This is a genomic window from Agrobacterium sp. NPDC058088, assembly GCF_042885035.1.
Lineage (GTDB): Bacteria > Pseudomonadota > Alphaproteobacteria > Rhizobiales > Rhizobiaceae > Agrobacterium.
This window is the reverse complement of record NZ_JBHVSU010000011.1, coordinates 146,581-163,004: the sequence shown is the minus strand read 5'-3', so window position 1 is coordinate 163,004 and position 16,424 is coordinate 146,581. Positions and strand designations below refer to the sequence as shown.

Annotated in this window: 10 protein-coding genes; all 10 read left to right on the top strand. The window is 59.9% G+C overall.

Going from position 1 to position 16,424, the window contains the following annotated elements; translation table 11 throughout:
• The first annotated feature begins 8 nt into the window (after positions 1-8).
• The 10 genes from chvG to addA all read left to right on the top strand — a co-directional run bounded on the left by chvG (position 9) and on the right by addA (position 16,379).
• Positions 9-1,799 (top strand): two-component system sensor histidine kinase ChvG, encoded by a 1,791-nt coding sequence (chvG, locus tag ACFVTJ_RS22440; protein ID WP_386910780.1) that lies wholly within the window; start codon positions 9-11, stop codon positions 1,797-1,799.
• Positions 1,789-2,253, top strand: coding sequence for an HPr kinase/phosphorylase (locus ACFVTJ_RS22435; protein ID WP_386910779.1), 465 nt, complete (start codon positions 1,789-1,791; stop codon positions 2,251-2,253). Before chvG ends, ACFVTJ_RS22435 begins: the two co-directional genes overlap by 11 nt.
• Positions 2,254-2,378: 125 nt before the next feature.
• Entirely contained in the window at positions 2,379-2,780 is a 402-nt protein-coding gene (locus ACFVTJ_RS22430) for a PTS sugar transporter subunit IIA (protein WP_003505374.1), read from the top strand.
• 11 nt (positions 2,781-2,791) lie between these two features.
• Positions 2,792-3,067, top strand: coding sequence for an HPr family phosphocarrier protein (locus ACFVTJ_RS22425; protein ID WP_003521181.1), 276 nt, complete (start codon positions 2,792-2,794; stop codon positions 3,065-3,067).
• Positions 3,068-3,195: 128 nt separating this feature from the next.
• Positions 3,196-4,596, top strand: a complete 1,401-nt coding sequence (gene ahcY, locus ACFVTJ_RS22420) for an adenosylhomocysteinase (RefSeq protein ID WP_125146767.1) — start codon at positions 3,196-3,198, stop codon at positions 4,594-4,596.
• A gap of 208 nt (positions 4,597-4,804) precedes the next feature.
• Complete coding sequence (locus tag ACFVTJ_RS22415; protein WP_386910778.1) at positions 4,805-7,390, top strand: ATP-binding protein; 2,586 nt, start codon at positions 4,805-4,807, stop codon at positions 7,388-7,390.
• Positions 7,387-8,907 carry a tRNA (adenosine(37)-N6)-threonylcarbamoyltransferase complex ATPase subunit type 1 TsaE gene (tsaE, locus tag ACFVTJ_RS22410; protein ID WP_386910777.1) on the top strand — a complete coding sequence of 507 codons (1,521 nt, stop codon included), beginning with the start codon at positions 7,387-7,389 and terminating at the stop codon, positions 8,905-8,907. Before ACFVTJ_RS22415 ends, tsaE begins: the two co-directional genes overlap by 4 nt.
• 5 nt (positions 8,908-8,912) lie before the next feature.
• Positions 8,913-9,650 carry a nucleotidyltransferase family protein gene (locus tag ACFVTJ_RS22405; protein ID WP_386910776.1) on the top strand — a complete coding sequence of 246 codons (738 nt, stop codon included), beginning with the start codon at positions 8,913-8,915 and terminating at the stop codon, positions 9,648-9,650.
• The gene (addB, locus tag ACFVTJ_RS22400; protein ID WP_386910775.1) at positions 9,647-12,832 is read left to right on the top strand and encodes a double-strand break repair protein AddB; all 3,186 of its coding nucleotides are present in this window, start codon (positions 9,647-9,649) and stop codon (positions 12,830-12,832) included. Before ACFVTJ_RS22405 ends, addB begins: the two co-directional genes overlap by 4 nt.
• Positions 12,822-16,379, top strand: a complete 3,558-nt coding sequence (addA, locus tag ACFVTJ_RS22395; RefSeq protein ID WP_386910774.1) for a double-strand break repair helicase AddA — start codon at positions 12,822-12,824, stop codon at positions 16,377-16,379. Before addB ends, addA begins: the two co-directional genes overlap by 11 nt.
• Positions 16,380-16,424: the final 45 nt, after the last annotated feature.

Here is a 16,424-nt window from a genome sequence, read left to right as displayed (position 1 = left end):
TCGAATACGTGTTGAAGAAAACGCCGGAAACCGTCTCGGACAGTGACGATGCCGAAGAACGCGGCAGCGAACGCCGCCATCGTATCCATCCGCTGACAATCATCCGGCGCATTTTCGGCAATGCGGTGTTTTCCAGCCTCACGCGCCGCATCCTGTTCTTCAACGTCGCGGCGACGGTGGTTCTGGTCGGCGGCATTCTCTATCTCAACCAGTTCCGCGAGGGGCTGATCGACGCCCGCGTGGAAAGCCTGCTGACGCAAGGCGAAATCATCGCCGGCGCGGTTTCCGCTTCCGCCTCTGTCGATACCAACTCAATCACCATTAATCCGGAAAAGCTGCTGGAATTGCAGGCGGGACAGAGCATCACCCCTGCCCCTAATGATGAGGACCTGAGTTTCCCCATCAATCCGGAACGGGTGGCGCCGGTGCTGCGGCGGCTGATTTCGCCGACGCGTACCCGCGCACGGCTTTTCGATGCCGATGCCAACCTGCTGCTCGATTCCCGCCACCTTTATTCGCGCGGTCAGGTTCTGCGCTTCGACCTGCCACCGGTAACGCCGGAGACGCAGACCTGGGGCGACTGGTTCACCAGCATGTTTAACCGCATGCTGCAGCCGAGCAGCCTGCCGCAATACAAGGAAGCGCCCGGCGGTGACGGCTCGATCTATCCCGAAGTGATGAATGCATTGACCGGCGTGCGCGGCGCGGTCGTGCGTGTCACGGAAAAGGGCGAGCTGATCGTTTCGGTCGCCGTGCCGGTGCAACGCTTCCGGGCCGTGCTCGGCGTTCTGCTGCTTTCGACGCAAGCGGGCGATATCGACAAGATCGTGCATGCCGAGCGTCTCGCCATCATGCGGGTCTTCGGCATCGCGACGCTGGTCAACATCGTCCTGTCGCTGCTCCTTTCCTCGACCATCGCCACGCCGCTTCGGCGGCTTTCCGCCGCCGCAATCCGCGTACGCCGCGGGGCGAGAACACGCGAGGAAATACCGGATTTCTCGGCGCGCCAGGATGAGATCGGCAACCTCTCGATTGCGCTGCGTGAAATGACGACCGCGCTTTACGATCGTATCGACGCGATTGAAAGCTTCGCCGCCGATGTGAGCCATGAACTCAAGAACCCGCTGACCTCGCTGCGCAGCGCCGTGGAAACCCTGCCGCGCGCCAAGACCGAAGAGTCCAAACAGCGTCTGACCGAGATCATCTTCCACGATGTGCGCCGCCTCGACCGCCTGATCAGCGACATTTCGGATGCGTCGCGGCTCGATGCCGAACTGGCGCGCGCCGACGCCTCGCCGCTCGATCTTGATGTGCTGATGAAGGGTCTGGTGGAAATATCCCGCCAGATAAGCACCAAGAAAAAAAGCGTGACGATCGACTATGTTGTCGACCGGAAAGCGGGCGCAAAGACCTCCTTCGTGGTGAATGGCCACGATCTGCGTATCGGCCAGATCGTGACCAACCTCATCGAGAATGCACGCTCCTTCGTTGCCGAAGAAAGCGGCCGCATTACCGTGCGCCTTTCGCGTCACAAGGATCGTTGCATCGTGCAGGTGGAGGACAACGGGCCCGGCATTCAGGCCGAAGATATCGACCGGATTTTTGAGCGTTTCTACACCGATAGGCCGGCAAGCGAAGGTTTTGGACAGAATTCCGGCCTTGGCCTTTCCATCAGCCGCCAGATCGCGGAAGCCCATGGCGGCAGTTTGCGCGCAGAGAACGTGGTCGACAAATATGGCGTGATCTCAGGCGCGCGCTTCACCCTGTCGCTGCCCGCGGCCGAAACCCATGAACGCTGAACGCTTCAACCTGCATGCAACCGCCATCGTTGTTCAAAACACCGGCATCCTTTTCACCGGGCCGTCGGGAAGCGGCAAAAGCGAACTTGCCTTCAGCTTCCTGACGGAGGCGGAACGGTGCGGGTTGCCCGCCGCATTGATCGCGGACGATCAGATTTTCGTGTATCGCGAGGGCGAAACCATCATCGCCGAGCGGCCGGAAGCCATCGCCGGCCTGCTGGAATTGCGCGGCAGCGGCATTGTTTCGCTTAAAAGCATTGCGCGCGCGCCACTACATTTCGCCGTCACAACAGTTGTTTCGCCCGAAAATCCGAGACTTCCCGAAGATGACGAGATGTTGTCGCTGCCTTGCGGCGGGCAGCTTCCACTTCTGCGCATTCCGCTTTCAAGCCTTACGCCCTATGGAAAATTTGCTGCACTTGCTCAGAATCTTTTTAAAACGAATGTGAAGTGACCATGATTCGGGCGATTTTAGGCTTGCGATTCGCATTTTCCTCATCAAGATGAAATCCCACCGATGGACAGGATTGCCGCGTTGCGATAGTCGGCAATGAGAGTGCGTGTGCAAGGGAGCATTTCATGATCGGACTAGTGCTTGTCACCCATGGCAAGCTGGCTGAGGAGTTTCGTCATGCGTTGGAGCATGTCGTCGGTCCCCAGAAATTGATCGAGACGGTCTGTATCGGTCCCGAAGACGACATGGATCAGCGCCGGCAGGATATCATCGACGCCGTTGCACGCGCCAATGATGGCAATGGCGTCATCATCCTGACGGATATGTTTGGCGGCACGCCGTCCAATCTAGCGATTTCCGTCATGAATAATGGCAATGTCGAAGTTATTGCCGGGGTCAATCTTCCCATGCTGATCAAGCTTGCAGGCGTTCGCAGCGAGGATAATATGGACAAGGCCCTTCAGGATGCATCCGATGCCGGCCGCAAATATATCAACGTCGCCAGCCGCGTTTTAAGCGGCAAGTGAGAAGTTAGCCCATGTCGCCATTCTCCCGGGAACTACCGATCATCAATAAACGCGGTCTCCACGCCCGGGCCTCGGCGAAATTTGTGCAGATGGTCGAGGGGTTCGACGCGACGATCACGGTTTCCAAGGATGGCATGACCGTTGGCGGCACCTCCATCATGGGCCTGATGATGCTGGCGGCCAGCCCCGGCTGCAGTGTCTATGTCGAGGCAAGCGGCAATCAGGCGAAAGAAGCGCTCGAGGCGCTTGAGGCGCTGGTCGCCGACCGGTTCGGCGAAGAAGCCTGAGCAGACACCATATAAAGACATAAAGACTTCTTTATATCATCATTGCCAGATCGTCCGTGGCCTGCTAAACCGCTGCTACGTTTAAAAGCCGGGCCGCAAGGCACGGCGTTTCTGATCTGGAGAACTTCATGAGCCTTGAGAAGGACTACATCGTCGCCGATATCAACCTTGCCGCCTTCGGCCGCAAGGAGCTGGACATTGCCGAAACCGAAATGCCGGGCCTGATGTCCTGCCGCAAGGAATTCGGTGAGAGCAAGCCCCTGAAGGGGGCACGCATCACCGGCTCTCTTCACATGACGATCCAGACCGGCGTTCTCATCGAAACGCTGAAGGAACTGGGCGCGGAGGTTCGCTGGGCCTCCTGCAACATCTTCTCGACGCAGGACCATGCCGCGGCCGCCATTGCTGCAGCCGGCATTCCGGTCTTCGCCGTAAAGGGCGAAACCCTGACGGAATATTGGGAATATACCGACAAGATCTTCCAGTGGACCGACGGCGGTCTCTCCAACATGATCCTCGACGATGGCGGCGACGCCACCATGTACATCCTGCTCGGCGCACGCGCCGAAGCCGGTGAGGATGTTCTGTCCAACCCCGGTTCGGAAGAAGAGGAAATCCTCTTCGCGCAGATCAACAAGCGCCTCAAGGCTTCGCCCGGCTGGTTCACCAAGCAGCGCGACGCGCTGAAGGGTGTCACCGAAGAAACGACGACCGGTGTTCACCGTCTATACGATCTCAGCAAGAAGGGCCTGCTGCCTTTCCCGGCGATCAACGTCAATGACAGCGTCACCAAGTCGAAGTTCGACAACAAGTATGGCTGCAAGGAATCGCTCGTCGACGGCATTCGCCGCGCGACCGATGTGATGATGGCCGGCAAGGTTGCCGTGGTCTGCGGTTACGGCGATGTTGGCAAGGGTTCGGCCGCTTCGCTGCAGGGCGCTGGCGCCCGTGTGAAGGTCACCGAAATCGACCCGATCTGCGCACTTCAGGCCGCCATGGACGGTTTTGAGGTCGTTCGCCTGGAAGACGTCGTTTCTTCCGCTGACATCTTCATCACCACGACCGGCAACAAGGACGTAATCCGCATCGAGCATATGCGCGAGATGAAGGACATGGCGATCGTCGGCAATATCGGCCACTTCGACAACGAAATTCAGGTCGCATCGCTGCGTAACCTGAAGTGGACGAACATCAAGCCACAGGTCGACATGATCGAGTTTCCGAAGGGCAACCGCATCATCCTGCTGTCGGAAGGCCGCCTGCTGAACCTCGGCAACGCCACCGGTCACCCCTCCTTCGTCATGTCTGCGTCCTTCACCAACCAGGTGCTGGGCCAGATCGAACTTTTCACCAAGCAGGGCGAATACAAGAACGAAGTTTACGTGCTGCCGAAGCACCTCGACGAGAAGGTAGCGCGCCTCCATCTCGAGAAGCTTGGCGTACGCCTGACCGAACTTTCCGATCTCCAGGCAGATTATATCGGCATCTCGAAGGAAGGTCCGTTCAAGGCTGAACACTACAGATATTAATTTCATAGTTAATATCCACCGAAATTACACAATATCTAGATGCCGCGCGCTTGACAAAGCGTGCGGCATCTTTTTTGCGCGCTCCCTTTTCGCAGATTTATGAAGGCGGTATTGTCATCGGACTTGATTCGGACACGCCAAAGGGCGGCGCGGACGAAATGGGATGTCTTGTCGAAGATGCGGCACATAGGACGGAGACAGACCGGGGATGACGGTTCACAATTCAGCTCTGCGCAAGCAGACAGTTCAGCGCGTTGAAAACACGCATGCGGGCGTGGCATTGAGCGCGCAGGTGTTGGAGCGTTCCCGGCTGGCAATCCGTGCGATCCGGACCGGCTTTTCGCGGGCGCATATCCTGCTTGCCGGAACGGTTCTCACCGGCTCGACCACTGTTGCAATGGCTCAGGACGGCCTTGTAGCCAAGACCAGTGCCCGGCTGTTCTCGTCTGGAGAAACCATCACCTATTCGCTTTTCGTCGGCATGCTTTCGGCAACGCTGTTTTCCGTCGTCTGGCTGGTGCGCCAGCGCGGCAATATCGAGGCAGAAAGCAGTGAATACCGTCAGGCGCTTGCGCAATCCCATCACAAGATCGCAAAATACGAGGCGCTGATTTCCGACAAGAGCCGCCGCATCGTGATCTGGGACGGTGCTGACAAGCGCCCCGAATTTCTGGGGCAGCTGCCGGCCGAGACCGGTGTGCCGCAGGCCGACCAGGATTTTCTGGCATTCGGCCGCTGGCTGAAACCGGCATCCGCGAGCCAGCTTGAAAAATCCATCGAAAAACTGCGCAGCCACGCCCAGAGCTTCGACCTGACCATCGAGACGCAGCGCGGCGAAGTCATCGAAGTTCAGGGACGCGTTTCCGGCGGCAATGCCTTTGCGCGCTTCATCGCGCTCAACAATCTGCGCGCCGAACTCGCCGAATTGCAGGTGGAGCGTGAGCGTCTGCTTGCCTCCGTATCGACATTTCAGGAACTTCTCGACTCCATCGAGCAGCCGGTCTGGCGTCGCAATGGCGAAGGTGAACTCACCTGGGTCAACCACGCCTATGCCCATGCGGTGGATGCGCGCAATGCCGAGCAGGCTGTACAGGAGAAGCGCGAACTTCTGAACACCGTCACGCGACAGAAGATACGCGCGGCCGCAACACCGGAATCGCCCTATCATGATCGCATTTCGACAGTGGTTTCCGGTAACCGCAGCTTCTTCGACGTTGTCGATATCAAGACGGCGGGCGGTTCTGCGGGGATCGCCATCGATGCCACCGAAGCCGAAACCATCCGTGAGGAACTTAAGCGGGTTCTGAAAAGCCACGCCGAAACGCTCGATCATCTGGCGACGCCCGTCGCCATTTTCGATGGCCGGCAGCGGCTGCAATTCTACAATCAGGCCTTTGCCAGCCTGTGGGGTTTCGATCTGGTCTTCCTCGAATCAGGCCCTGACAATTCCGAGCTTCTGGACAGGCTGCGCAGTGCCGGAAAATTGCCCGAGCAGCTGAACTGGAAGAACTGGAAGGAGACGGCCCTTTCCGTCTACCGTTCGCTGGATACCAAGACCGATCTGTGGCACCTGCCCAACGGCCAGACCCTGCGGGTCATCGCCACCGCCCATCCGCAGGGTGGCGCGACCTGGGTTTTCGAGAACCTGACCGAGCAGGTCGACCTGCAGATGCGCTACAACACCCTGGTGAAGGTGCAGGGCGAAACCATCGACCATCTGGCCGAAGGTGTCGCCGTGTTCGGCGCAGACGGGCGCATTCGCCTGTCCAACCCGGCATTCCGCGCGCTCTGGGGCGTGACCGCCGAACAGGCGGAAACCGGCACGCATATTCGCGCCATCGAAACCGCCTGCGCGCCATCCTATGACGGGCCGGACGGCTGGCGCGCCTTCAGCCAGTTCATCACCAGCTTCGACGATGAACGGCCATCGCGGCAGGGAACGCTGGAACTGCTTTCCGGTCTCGTGCTTGATTATGCGATCATTCCGCTACCCGACGCTCAGACCATGCTGACCTTCGTCAACATGACCGACAGCGTGCGGGCGGAGCGGGCGCTCAAGGAAAAGAACGACGCGCTTCTGAAGGCAGACGAGCTGAAGAACGATTTCGTGCAGCATGTCTCCTACGAGCTGCGCTCGCCGCTGACCAATATCATCGGTTTCACCGATCTTCTGAAAACGCCCGGCATCGGCCAATTGACGGAACGGCAGGCGGAATATCTCGACCATATTTCCACGTCGTCTTCGGTTCTCCTGACCATCGTCAACGACATTCTCGATCTCGCGACCGTGGATGCCGGCATCATGCAGCTCAATTACTCGGATAATGATCTGAACGAGTTGCTCGACGACGTCTCCGTGCAGATCGCCGATCGGCTTCAGGAGAGCGGCATTTCGCTCGAGATCGTCGCACCCGCCCATCTGGGCAATCTGGTGGCTGACCACCAGCGACTGAAGCAGATTCTCATCAAGCTCCTGACCAATGCGATCAATTTCGCGCCGGAAGGCTCCTCTGTGCAGCTTTCCTGCCAACGCAGCGAGGGCGATTTCGTCTTCTCCGTTGCGGATAAGGGACCGGGCATTCCAGAAGACATGCTGAAGACGGTGTTCGACCGCTTTGCGACGCGTGGCAATGGCGGGCGGCGGACCGGTGCAGGGCTTGGCCTTTCTATCGTGGAAAGCTTCGTCAGCCTCCATCATGGAACCGTCAGCATCGACAGCCGACCCGGCAACGGCACCATCGTGACGTGCCGCATTCCATCCGGCACGCGGCCGCACTCCATCGCCGCAGAATGAGCGAAGACATCTTGCCGATCACCATTTCGCTGGCGGGGGAAAAGGACACCATAAGGCTTGGTGAAGACCTTGCTTTGGCCCTCAAACCCGGCGATTGTCTGGCATTGATCGGCGATCTCGGTGCCGGCAAATCAACGCTTGCCCGCGCTTTCATCCGGGCGATGGCGGATGAGCCTGATCTAGAGGTTCCAAGCCCCACCTTCACCATCATCCAGACCTATGCGACCCGTATTCCGGTCGCCCATCTCGATCTCTATCGGCTTTCGGATGTTTCGGAACTGGATGAACTCGGCATTGACGAGATGCTGGAAGACGGCATCTGCCTGATCGAGTGGCCGGACATCGCCGCCGAGGTTCTGCCGCCAGAGCAGACGATTACCCTGCGGCTGACGCATTCGGGTGAAGGTCGGGTGGCTACGATTGAGGCTCCCGCACGACAGAAAGCGCGGCTTGACCGTGTTTTCGCCATTCGTGAGTTCCTGGCAAGAAACGGCAGAGGCGATGCGACACGCCGTTTCCTGAGCGGCGATGCTTCCACACGCGCCTATGAAGCGATTTCCACCGATGGTCCAGAGCTTATTCTGATGGACTGGCGGCGTCCCATGAAGGGGGCAATCGTTGCGGATGGCAAGACCTATGCGGAAATCGTCCATCTTGCCCAGGATGCTCGCTTCTTCGTCGCGATCGGCGAATATCTGCGAAACAGCGGTTTCTGCGCGCCGGAGATTCTAGCCGCGGATATTGATCAGGGCATTCTCCTGTTGGAGGACCTTGGCAAAGAAGGCATTCTCCGGCCGGATGGCACACCGATTGATGAACGTTACCTGCAGAGCGTCGCCACGCTCGCCGCACTTCACCAGACACCGCGCCCCGCATCGTTGCCGATGCCCGATGGCAGCACCTATGAACTCCCTGCTTTCGACCGGCAGGCGATGAAGATCGAAGTCTCGCTGCTGGTGGAATGGTATCTGCCCCATAAACGCGGCGGACCGCTCACCGATGGCGAGAAACGGGATTTTTTCGCCATCTGGGACGACCTGATCGATGAACTCGCCGGCTGCGAAATGGGCCTTTTGCTGCGAGATTTCCATTCGCCGAACATTCTCTGGCAGGCGCAAAACAGCGGTATCGGCCAAGTCGGCCTGATTGATTATCAGGACGCGATGATCGGCCCTACGGCCTATGACCTTGCTTCCATCGTGCAGGATGCTCGGGTCACCATCTCCCCCGACTTACAGGCACGCCTGCTTTCGCATTATCTCGACAGCAGAAAAGCGACGTCCTCTTTCGATGAGACTACATTCCTCAAGGCTTTCGCGATCATGTCGGCGCAGCGCAACTGCAAACTTGCCGGCATCTGGGTGAGGTTGTTGGAACGGGACAAGAAACCCGGTTATATGAAACATATGCCGAGGACCTTCCGTTATCTGGCCGCTGCACTTTCCCATCCGCAGCTGGCACCGCTCAGAGAATGGTGTGTCCGCATGGGCATGGAATTTAACGACGAACACGGTTGACCACGATGACGATCAAAAACGCGATGGTGCTGGCCGCCGGGCTTGGCACGCGGATGCGCCCGATCACGGATACGATCCCGAAACCGCTTGTGAACATCGCTGGCAAGCCGATGATAGATTACGCGCTCGATGCCCTTGTCGAAGCCGGCGCCGAGAAGATCGTCGTCAATGTGCATCACCATGCCGAACAGATGATCGCCCATCTTGAACATCGCACCGATGCGGAAATTCTGATCTCGGATGAACGCGCCCAGCTGATGAATTCTGGCGGCGGGCTTGCAAAGGGGCTGAAGCTTCTGGAGCCCGGCCCGGTCTTCGTCATGAATGCCGATCTCTTCTGGATCGGTGAACAGTTGAACGCGGTGAGCAATCTGCGCAGGCTTGCGCAATTCTTCGATCCGCCCCTGATGGACATGGCGCTGCTCTGCGTCGACATGGATCGCACCACCGGCCACAACGGCAAGAGGGATTTCAACCTCTCCCAGGGCGGAGAATTATCGCGCTATCGCGATGGCGATTCTGATCCGGTGGTTTACGCCGGCGCCATCGCAATGGACTCCCGCCTGCTCGACGATGCACCAGGGGATGCCTTCAACCTCAATATCTATTTCGACCGCGCCATTGAAAAACACCGTCTTTTCGGGCTTTCGCTGGATGGTCACTGGATCACCGTGGGAACACCGGACGCGATTGACGATGCGGAAAGCATCATCAGGCAATTCAGGGAAAAACGTTTCGCATGACGCTCACCCACCACGCAAAGCGCGTCCTGACGATCGCTGCGGGAACACCGTTCCTAAAGACGCTCGCGGAAACGCTGTGTGACGGGCAGCTGACAGCCGGCTATAGATACGATCCAACGGATCCCCTTTCGCTTGCGAGCGTCACCATCTACGTCCCGACGCGGCGCTCCGCGCGCGTGCTGCGCTCCGAATTCGTGGATCTTCTGGGTGGTCGGTCTGCCATTCTGCCGCTGATCCGACCGCTGGGCGAAACGGATGACGATAGCGGTTTCTTCGAGATCGAAAACCCCGAGATCATGGATCTGGCGCCACCAATTTCCGGCACCGGCCGGCTGATCGAACTGGCGCGCCTCATCCTCGCCTGGCGCAACAGCCTGCCTGACGCCATCCGGGCGATCCATTCGGACTCGCCGCTCGTCGCCCCTGCCAGCCCCGCCGACGCCATCTGGCTGGCGCGTGCGCTCGGCGAGGTGATCGACGCCATGGATACCGAAGAAAAGGATTGGGAGGCGCTGCAGCATCTCGACACCGGCGATCACGCCCAATGGTGGCAGCTGACGGCAGACTTCCTGAAGATCGCCAGCGTTTTCTGGCCTGCGCGGCTAGCCGAACTCAACCGTTCCTCCGCCGGCCGGCATCGCAACGCCATCCTTCGGGCGGAGGCGAACCGGCTTGCCAACTTGCCAGATACGGGGCCGATCATCGTGGCAGGTTCCACGGGCTCCATTCCCGCCGCCGCTGATCTCATCGCCGCCGTTGCCGCGCTGCCGCAAGGCACCGTCGTGCTTCCGGGGCTCGATCTTGCCATGCCTGAAGAGCAATGGCAGGCGATCGCCGAGGACCCCACCGAACCTTCGAGCCGAACACATTCACAATACGGGCTTTACATGCTGTTGCAGAAGCTCGGCATGTTCCGGGAAGACGTGGTTCAGATCGGCGCCCTTGATCTTGATCTGGAAAAACGCGCGGCCGTGTTTTCGGCTGCACTCGCGCCCGCCAAGTCCACCAGCGACTGGAACCGATGGCGCGAAGACAGGGATCCCGGCTTTTTCGACGAAGCCTTTGCGGCGGCCACATTGATCGAGGCCGCAAATGAGCGAGAAGAGGCGACCGCCATCGCCGTGGCTCTGCGGCTGGCGCTGGAGGCCCCGGGTCCCGGGCGGCCGTCCCAGGCGGCGCTGATAACACCCGACCGCGGACTGGCGCGTCGCGTGGCGACGGAGTTGCAACGTTTTGGCATCGAAGCCGACGATTCGGCCGGTACGCCGCTTTCCGCTACGCCGCAGGCCGGGCTGACGCAACTGGCGCTGGAAGCCATCCTCAGGCCCGGAGACCCGGTACCGATCATTTCGCTTCTGAAGCATCCCCTGGCCCGCTTCGGGCTTTCCGGCGATGCTTTTGCCAAAGCCTCGAAAGCGCTTGAGCTGATCGCGCTGCGCGGCGGCCGCGTCGAAACCGAAATAGGCAATCTCGAAGTGGTTCTGGACGCGCAGCTTCTGGCCCAGCGTGACGACCGACATCCCCCTGCCTGGCGGGTGGCGCTGCCGGAGGGAAGCGTTGAAGCGGCCCGCGATCTGGCGCGGCGGATTGCCATTGCCACGGAGCCGCTCGGCTCAGCCTTCATCCGTCGTGACCGCTCCGGCCGCGCCTTCACCGATAAATTGCCGCTTTCCGATTGGGCTGCGCGCACGGGCCGCGTGATCGAGGCCATCTGTGCCGACGACAGCAATGATCTCGCCGCATTATGGTCCGGCGAAGCGGGAGACAAACTCTCCGGCCTCTTTGCGGAACTGATGGAGAACGGCGATATCCTCGATGCCGACGGGTCGCAATGGATCGATATTTTTGCGGCGCTGGTGGCAGGCGAATCGATCAAGCCGCGATCCATGCGCCATCCGCGCATCTTCATCTTCGGCGCGCTGGAGGCTCGACTGCAAAGCGTCGACACCGTCGTCATCGGCGGTCTCAATGAAGGGCTCTGGCCTGGCCAGACGGCGAACAATCCTTTTCTGTCCCGCACCATGAAGACCGCCATCGGGCTGGAGCCGCCGGAACGGCGCATCGGCCAGCTGGCGCATGATTTCGAGATGGCAAACGGTACAAGGCAGATTTTCTACACCCGGGCGCTGAGGCAGGGCTCCACCCCAGCCGTCGCCTCGCGCTGGCTGCAACGACTGCTGGCGCTGGGCGGCGAGAATTTTGCCGATCAACTGAGGAAACGCGGCGAGACCTATCGCCATTGGGCAAGCCTGATGGATGAAAGCATCGATCAGGAGACTGCCAAGCGCCCTGCCCCGAAACCACCTGCCAACCTGCAGCCCAAGAGCTATTCCTTCAGCGAAGTGGGGAGGTTGCGACGCGATCCCTATGCGATCTATGCCCGGCGCATCCTCAAGCTCGACCCGCTTGAACCGTTCAACCGCGACCCGAGCGCCGCCGATCGTGGTACGCTCTATCACAGGATTATCGAGCGCTATTCCCGCGAGAGCCATATTCCTGGCACACCTGCCTCACTGGAAGCCATGCAACGCATTCTCGACGACTGTTTCGACGCGGAAAACCTGCCTGCGCATGTGGATGTCATCTGGCGTCCGCGTTTTGCGGCGGTGGCTCGCGCCTTTATAGATTGGGAGAAGGAGCGACATCCTTCCATTCGCCGCAGCTTCTTCGAAGCACGGGCGGGCCAAGAAATCGCCGAGGCGGGCATCAGACTGACCGGCGTCGCTGACCGGATCGACATCAAGACCAGTGGCCAGGCAGACATCATCGACTACAAGACCGGTCTCGCACCTTCCGTCAATCAGGCGCGAGCGTTGCTTGACCCCCAGCTAGCGCTGGAAGCGGCGGCCCTGATGCGCGGCGCCTTTCGCGAAACAGGGTCTCCCACGCCTGACAATCTCATCTATGTGCGCCTGCGGCCGGGGGAGCGTTTTTTTGCCGATCAGGTAAATAACGAACATTCCAGCCGAAGCGGCAAAAGGCCGCCGAAATCGGCTATTGAGCTGGCGACGGAATCGATCGACCAGCTCGCCAAATTCGTCCGCTCCCTGCGCGAAGGTGAAAACGGTTTCGCCTCACGGCTGGTGCCAGAGGAGCAGCAATCCTATGGCGGGGAATATGACCACCTCGCCCGCGTTTCGGAATGGTCGACGGCGGAACCGGGAGACGGCGATGACGATTGATCCCTTCGATGCCGGCCCCGCCGCCGATACGCCTGAAAGCTGGATCGACTGGACAAGCGCCCGGCAGCGGCTTGCTTCCGATCCCGCAAGTTCGGCCTGGGTGTCTGCCAATGCCGGTTCCGGCAAGACCCATGTTCTAACCCAGCGTGTCATCCGCCTGCTTCTGGCCGGATGCCGGCCATCGGCAATCCTTTGCCTTACCTATACCAAGGCCGCAGCGTCTGAAATGTCGAGCCGCGTTTTCGACAGGCTCGCGGAATGGGCAACTTTGCCGGATTCCGACCTCAAGGACCGCATCACTACCATCGAAGGCAAAGTGCCCGATCGTATCAAGCTCGCCGAAGCGCGGCGGCTGTTTGCCAAGGCACTGGAAACGCCGGGCGGACTGAAAATCCAGACCATCCACGCTTTCTGCGAAGCCCTGCTGCACCAGTTCCCGCTGGAGGCCAACGTTGCCGGCCATTTTTCGGTTCTCGACGATCGCGCCGCCACTACACTTCTGGCCGAGGCACGCCGTTCGCTTCTGACGGCAGTTTCCACCGAAGGCGATACGGATTTGGCGCAGGCGCTCGCCTATGTGCTTGATCTCGCAGACGAAAGCGGGCTGGAAGCGTTGCTTTCCGCCATCATCGCCAATCGCAGCGCGCTTCGCACCTTTCTGCACGAGGCAAAACAGTCGGGCGGCCTCGATAGCCGTTTGCGGCAGGAAATGCAGATTGCTGCCGGGGAGACCGAGGAAACCGCGGCTGAAGCCTTCTGGCCCCTGCCCGGTCTTTCCGGGCTTGCGCTTGACACGTATCTCACGCTTGCCGATGAGGTGGGCGGATCGCGCGTCATCGAGGTCGCTTATGCTCTCAGGGAAGCAAAACGGCAGGCGGACCCGCTGCGGCGGATGGAATTCATCGAAGCCGCGCTGCTGACGGCCAAAGGTGAGAAGAAATCGGATGCCTATGTGATCAACAAGGGTATGCAAAAATCCGCGCCTGATCTCGTTGACGCACTGACGCTGGCGCGGGACCATGTCGTAGCCTGCCGCAATCGTTATCGTCTGGTGCGAATGCTGGCGGCAACAAAAAGCGCCCTCGTGCTGGCTGAGCGGTTGATCGGCGATTTCGAGGATCTGAAAAAGCAGCGCAGCCAGCTCGATTTCGAAGACCTGATCGAGCGCGCCGCCAACCTGCTCAACCGCGATACGGCGGGCGCATGGGTGCATTACAAGCTGGATCAGGGCATCGACCATATTCTGGTGGACGAAGCGCAGGATACCAGCCCGGTGCAATGGTCGATCATCCAGTCGCTGGCTGCGGATTTCTTCACCGGTGAAAGCGCCCGCATGGGGCGGCGGACGCTGTTTGCCGTGGGTGACGAAAAACAGTCGATCTATTCCTTCCAGGGCGCACGGCCGGAACGCTTCTCGCAAGAGCGGGACGAGACCAAAAGGCGTGTCGATCAAGTTGAGCAGGCCTTTCATCGCATCCGCCTGCCGCTCTCGTTCCGTTCCACGGAAGATGTGCTGGCCGCCGTCGATCAGGTCTTCTCGATCCCGCAAAATGCGAGCGGCCTCAGCGCCGATAATGAGCCAGTCGAACATCGCTCCAACCGCGCCGGCCATCCCGGCACCGTGGAAGTGTGGGACATGGTGGCGCCGGAAACCACTGAGGATGAAGAAGACTGGACGGCGCCCTTCGACGCACTGCGGGAAAGCGCGCCCGCGACCATCGTCGCGCGCCGCATCGCCGCGCGCATCGCCGATATGATCGGAAACGAAACCATCATCGAAAAGGGCGTGGAACGTGCTGTCGAGGCCGGCGATATTCTCGTGCTTGTCAGAAAACGCGCCGCCTTCGTCAACGCACTGACCCGCGAGTTGAAGCGACGCAAGAACATTCCCGTCGCCGGTGCCGACCGCCTCCGCCTGACCGATCACATTGCCGTACAGGACCTTCTGGCGCTTGGCAGGTTCGCGGTGCTGCCGGAAGATGATCTTTCGCTGGCGGCGCTGCTGAAAAGCCCGCTCTTCAAACTGACGGAAGACGATGTCTTCGAGATTGCCGCCACGCGATCCGAGACGGAGAGCGTGTGGCAAAGGCTGCAAGTCCTTTCGCAGGAAGATATCGGCCGCCTTTCCCTGGTAGCCGACAAGCTTGGGCATTTCATTTCACTTTCGAAAACGGCCACGGTGCATGATTTCTTCGCGGCGGTTCTGACCCTGCATGACGGGCGCAAAAAATTCCTCGGCCGGCTTGGCAACGAGGCGAGCGACGTTCTCGACGAGTTCCTTTCCTTTGCGCTGGACCACGAAAGAACCGGCCTGCCCGGCCTGCAGGCGTTTCTCTCCGTCCTGGAGACCGATTCGCCTGAAGTGAAGCGCGAGCAGGACAAGGATCGCGGCGAAGTGCGCATCATGACCGTGCACGCCTCCAAGGGCCTGGAAGCGCCGGTGGTTTTTGTCGTCGACGGCGGCTCGAAGGCCTTCAACCATAGCCATGTGCCCAAACTGCGCTTCGTGGAAGCCGATGCCGATGCCTTTCCGGTCTGGTTGCCCGGCAGCGGTTTTTCCAATCACCTCATTCGCTTAGACGAGGAACGTCTGAAGACGGCGGCAGAAGACGAATATCGTCGGTTGCTTTATGTGGCGATGACGCGCGCCGCCGATCATCTTGTTGTCTGCGGTTATCGTGGTCAGAAGGAAAATCTTGAATGCTGGCATGCCATCGTCAGGGCGGCGCTCGCGGATAATCAGGATCATTGCCAGCCGCAGCTATTCAGTGCCGATGGCGAGGAATGGCAGGGTCTTGTCTGGTGCAAGTCTGCAGCGCGCCCGATACCTGCCCCGCACAAGCCGGCGGAACCGCAACAGGAAGCAGACCACGCGCTTCCGCCCGGCTTTCTTGAACCCCTGCCTGCCTTGCCTTCGTTACCAAGACCACTCAGCCCTTCGGGCGCCGGGACGATCATTGATGACGGTGCAGACGATCTGGCCGTGCGTTCACCACTGTTCGGGGAAAAGACCGATGCTTCCAGCCTTGCCCTGCAGCGGGGCAGGCTGGTGCACCGCATGCTGCAGGCCCTGCCGGATTTTGCCGAGAGTGAGCGGGAAGAAGCGGCGAGGCGTTATGCCGAGCGAGCAGCGCGTTTCTGGCCCGCAGCCGAACGGGACCATTTGATACGGGCGGTTTTGCGGGTGCTGTCCGAACCGGCGGTGCAGCCGGCCTTTTCCGCCAACAGCCGTGCGGAAGTCTCGATCATGGGCACGATGACCCTCGGCCGGCAGCAATATGCCGTCTCCGGCCGCATCGACCGGCTGGCGGTGGCCGGTGACCGGGTCATTCTGGTCGATTACAAGACGAACCGCGTGCCACCCCGCGAAGCCCGTGAAATACCCTTCTCCCACACGGCGCAGCTTGCCATTTATCGTGAAATTCTGACACCGCTTTATCCTGGCAAGGAATTTGTCTGTGCGCTCATTTATACGGAAAATGCTGCCTTTATAACGGTTGGCGACGATGCGATGAGAGAGGCCCTTGCCGCAATAAAGACAAAGTGAGATACCGGGGCATTGAAATTCCGACGCGCCCGCATCACATCGATA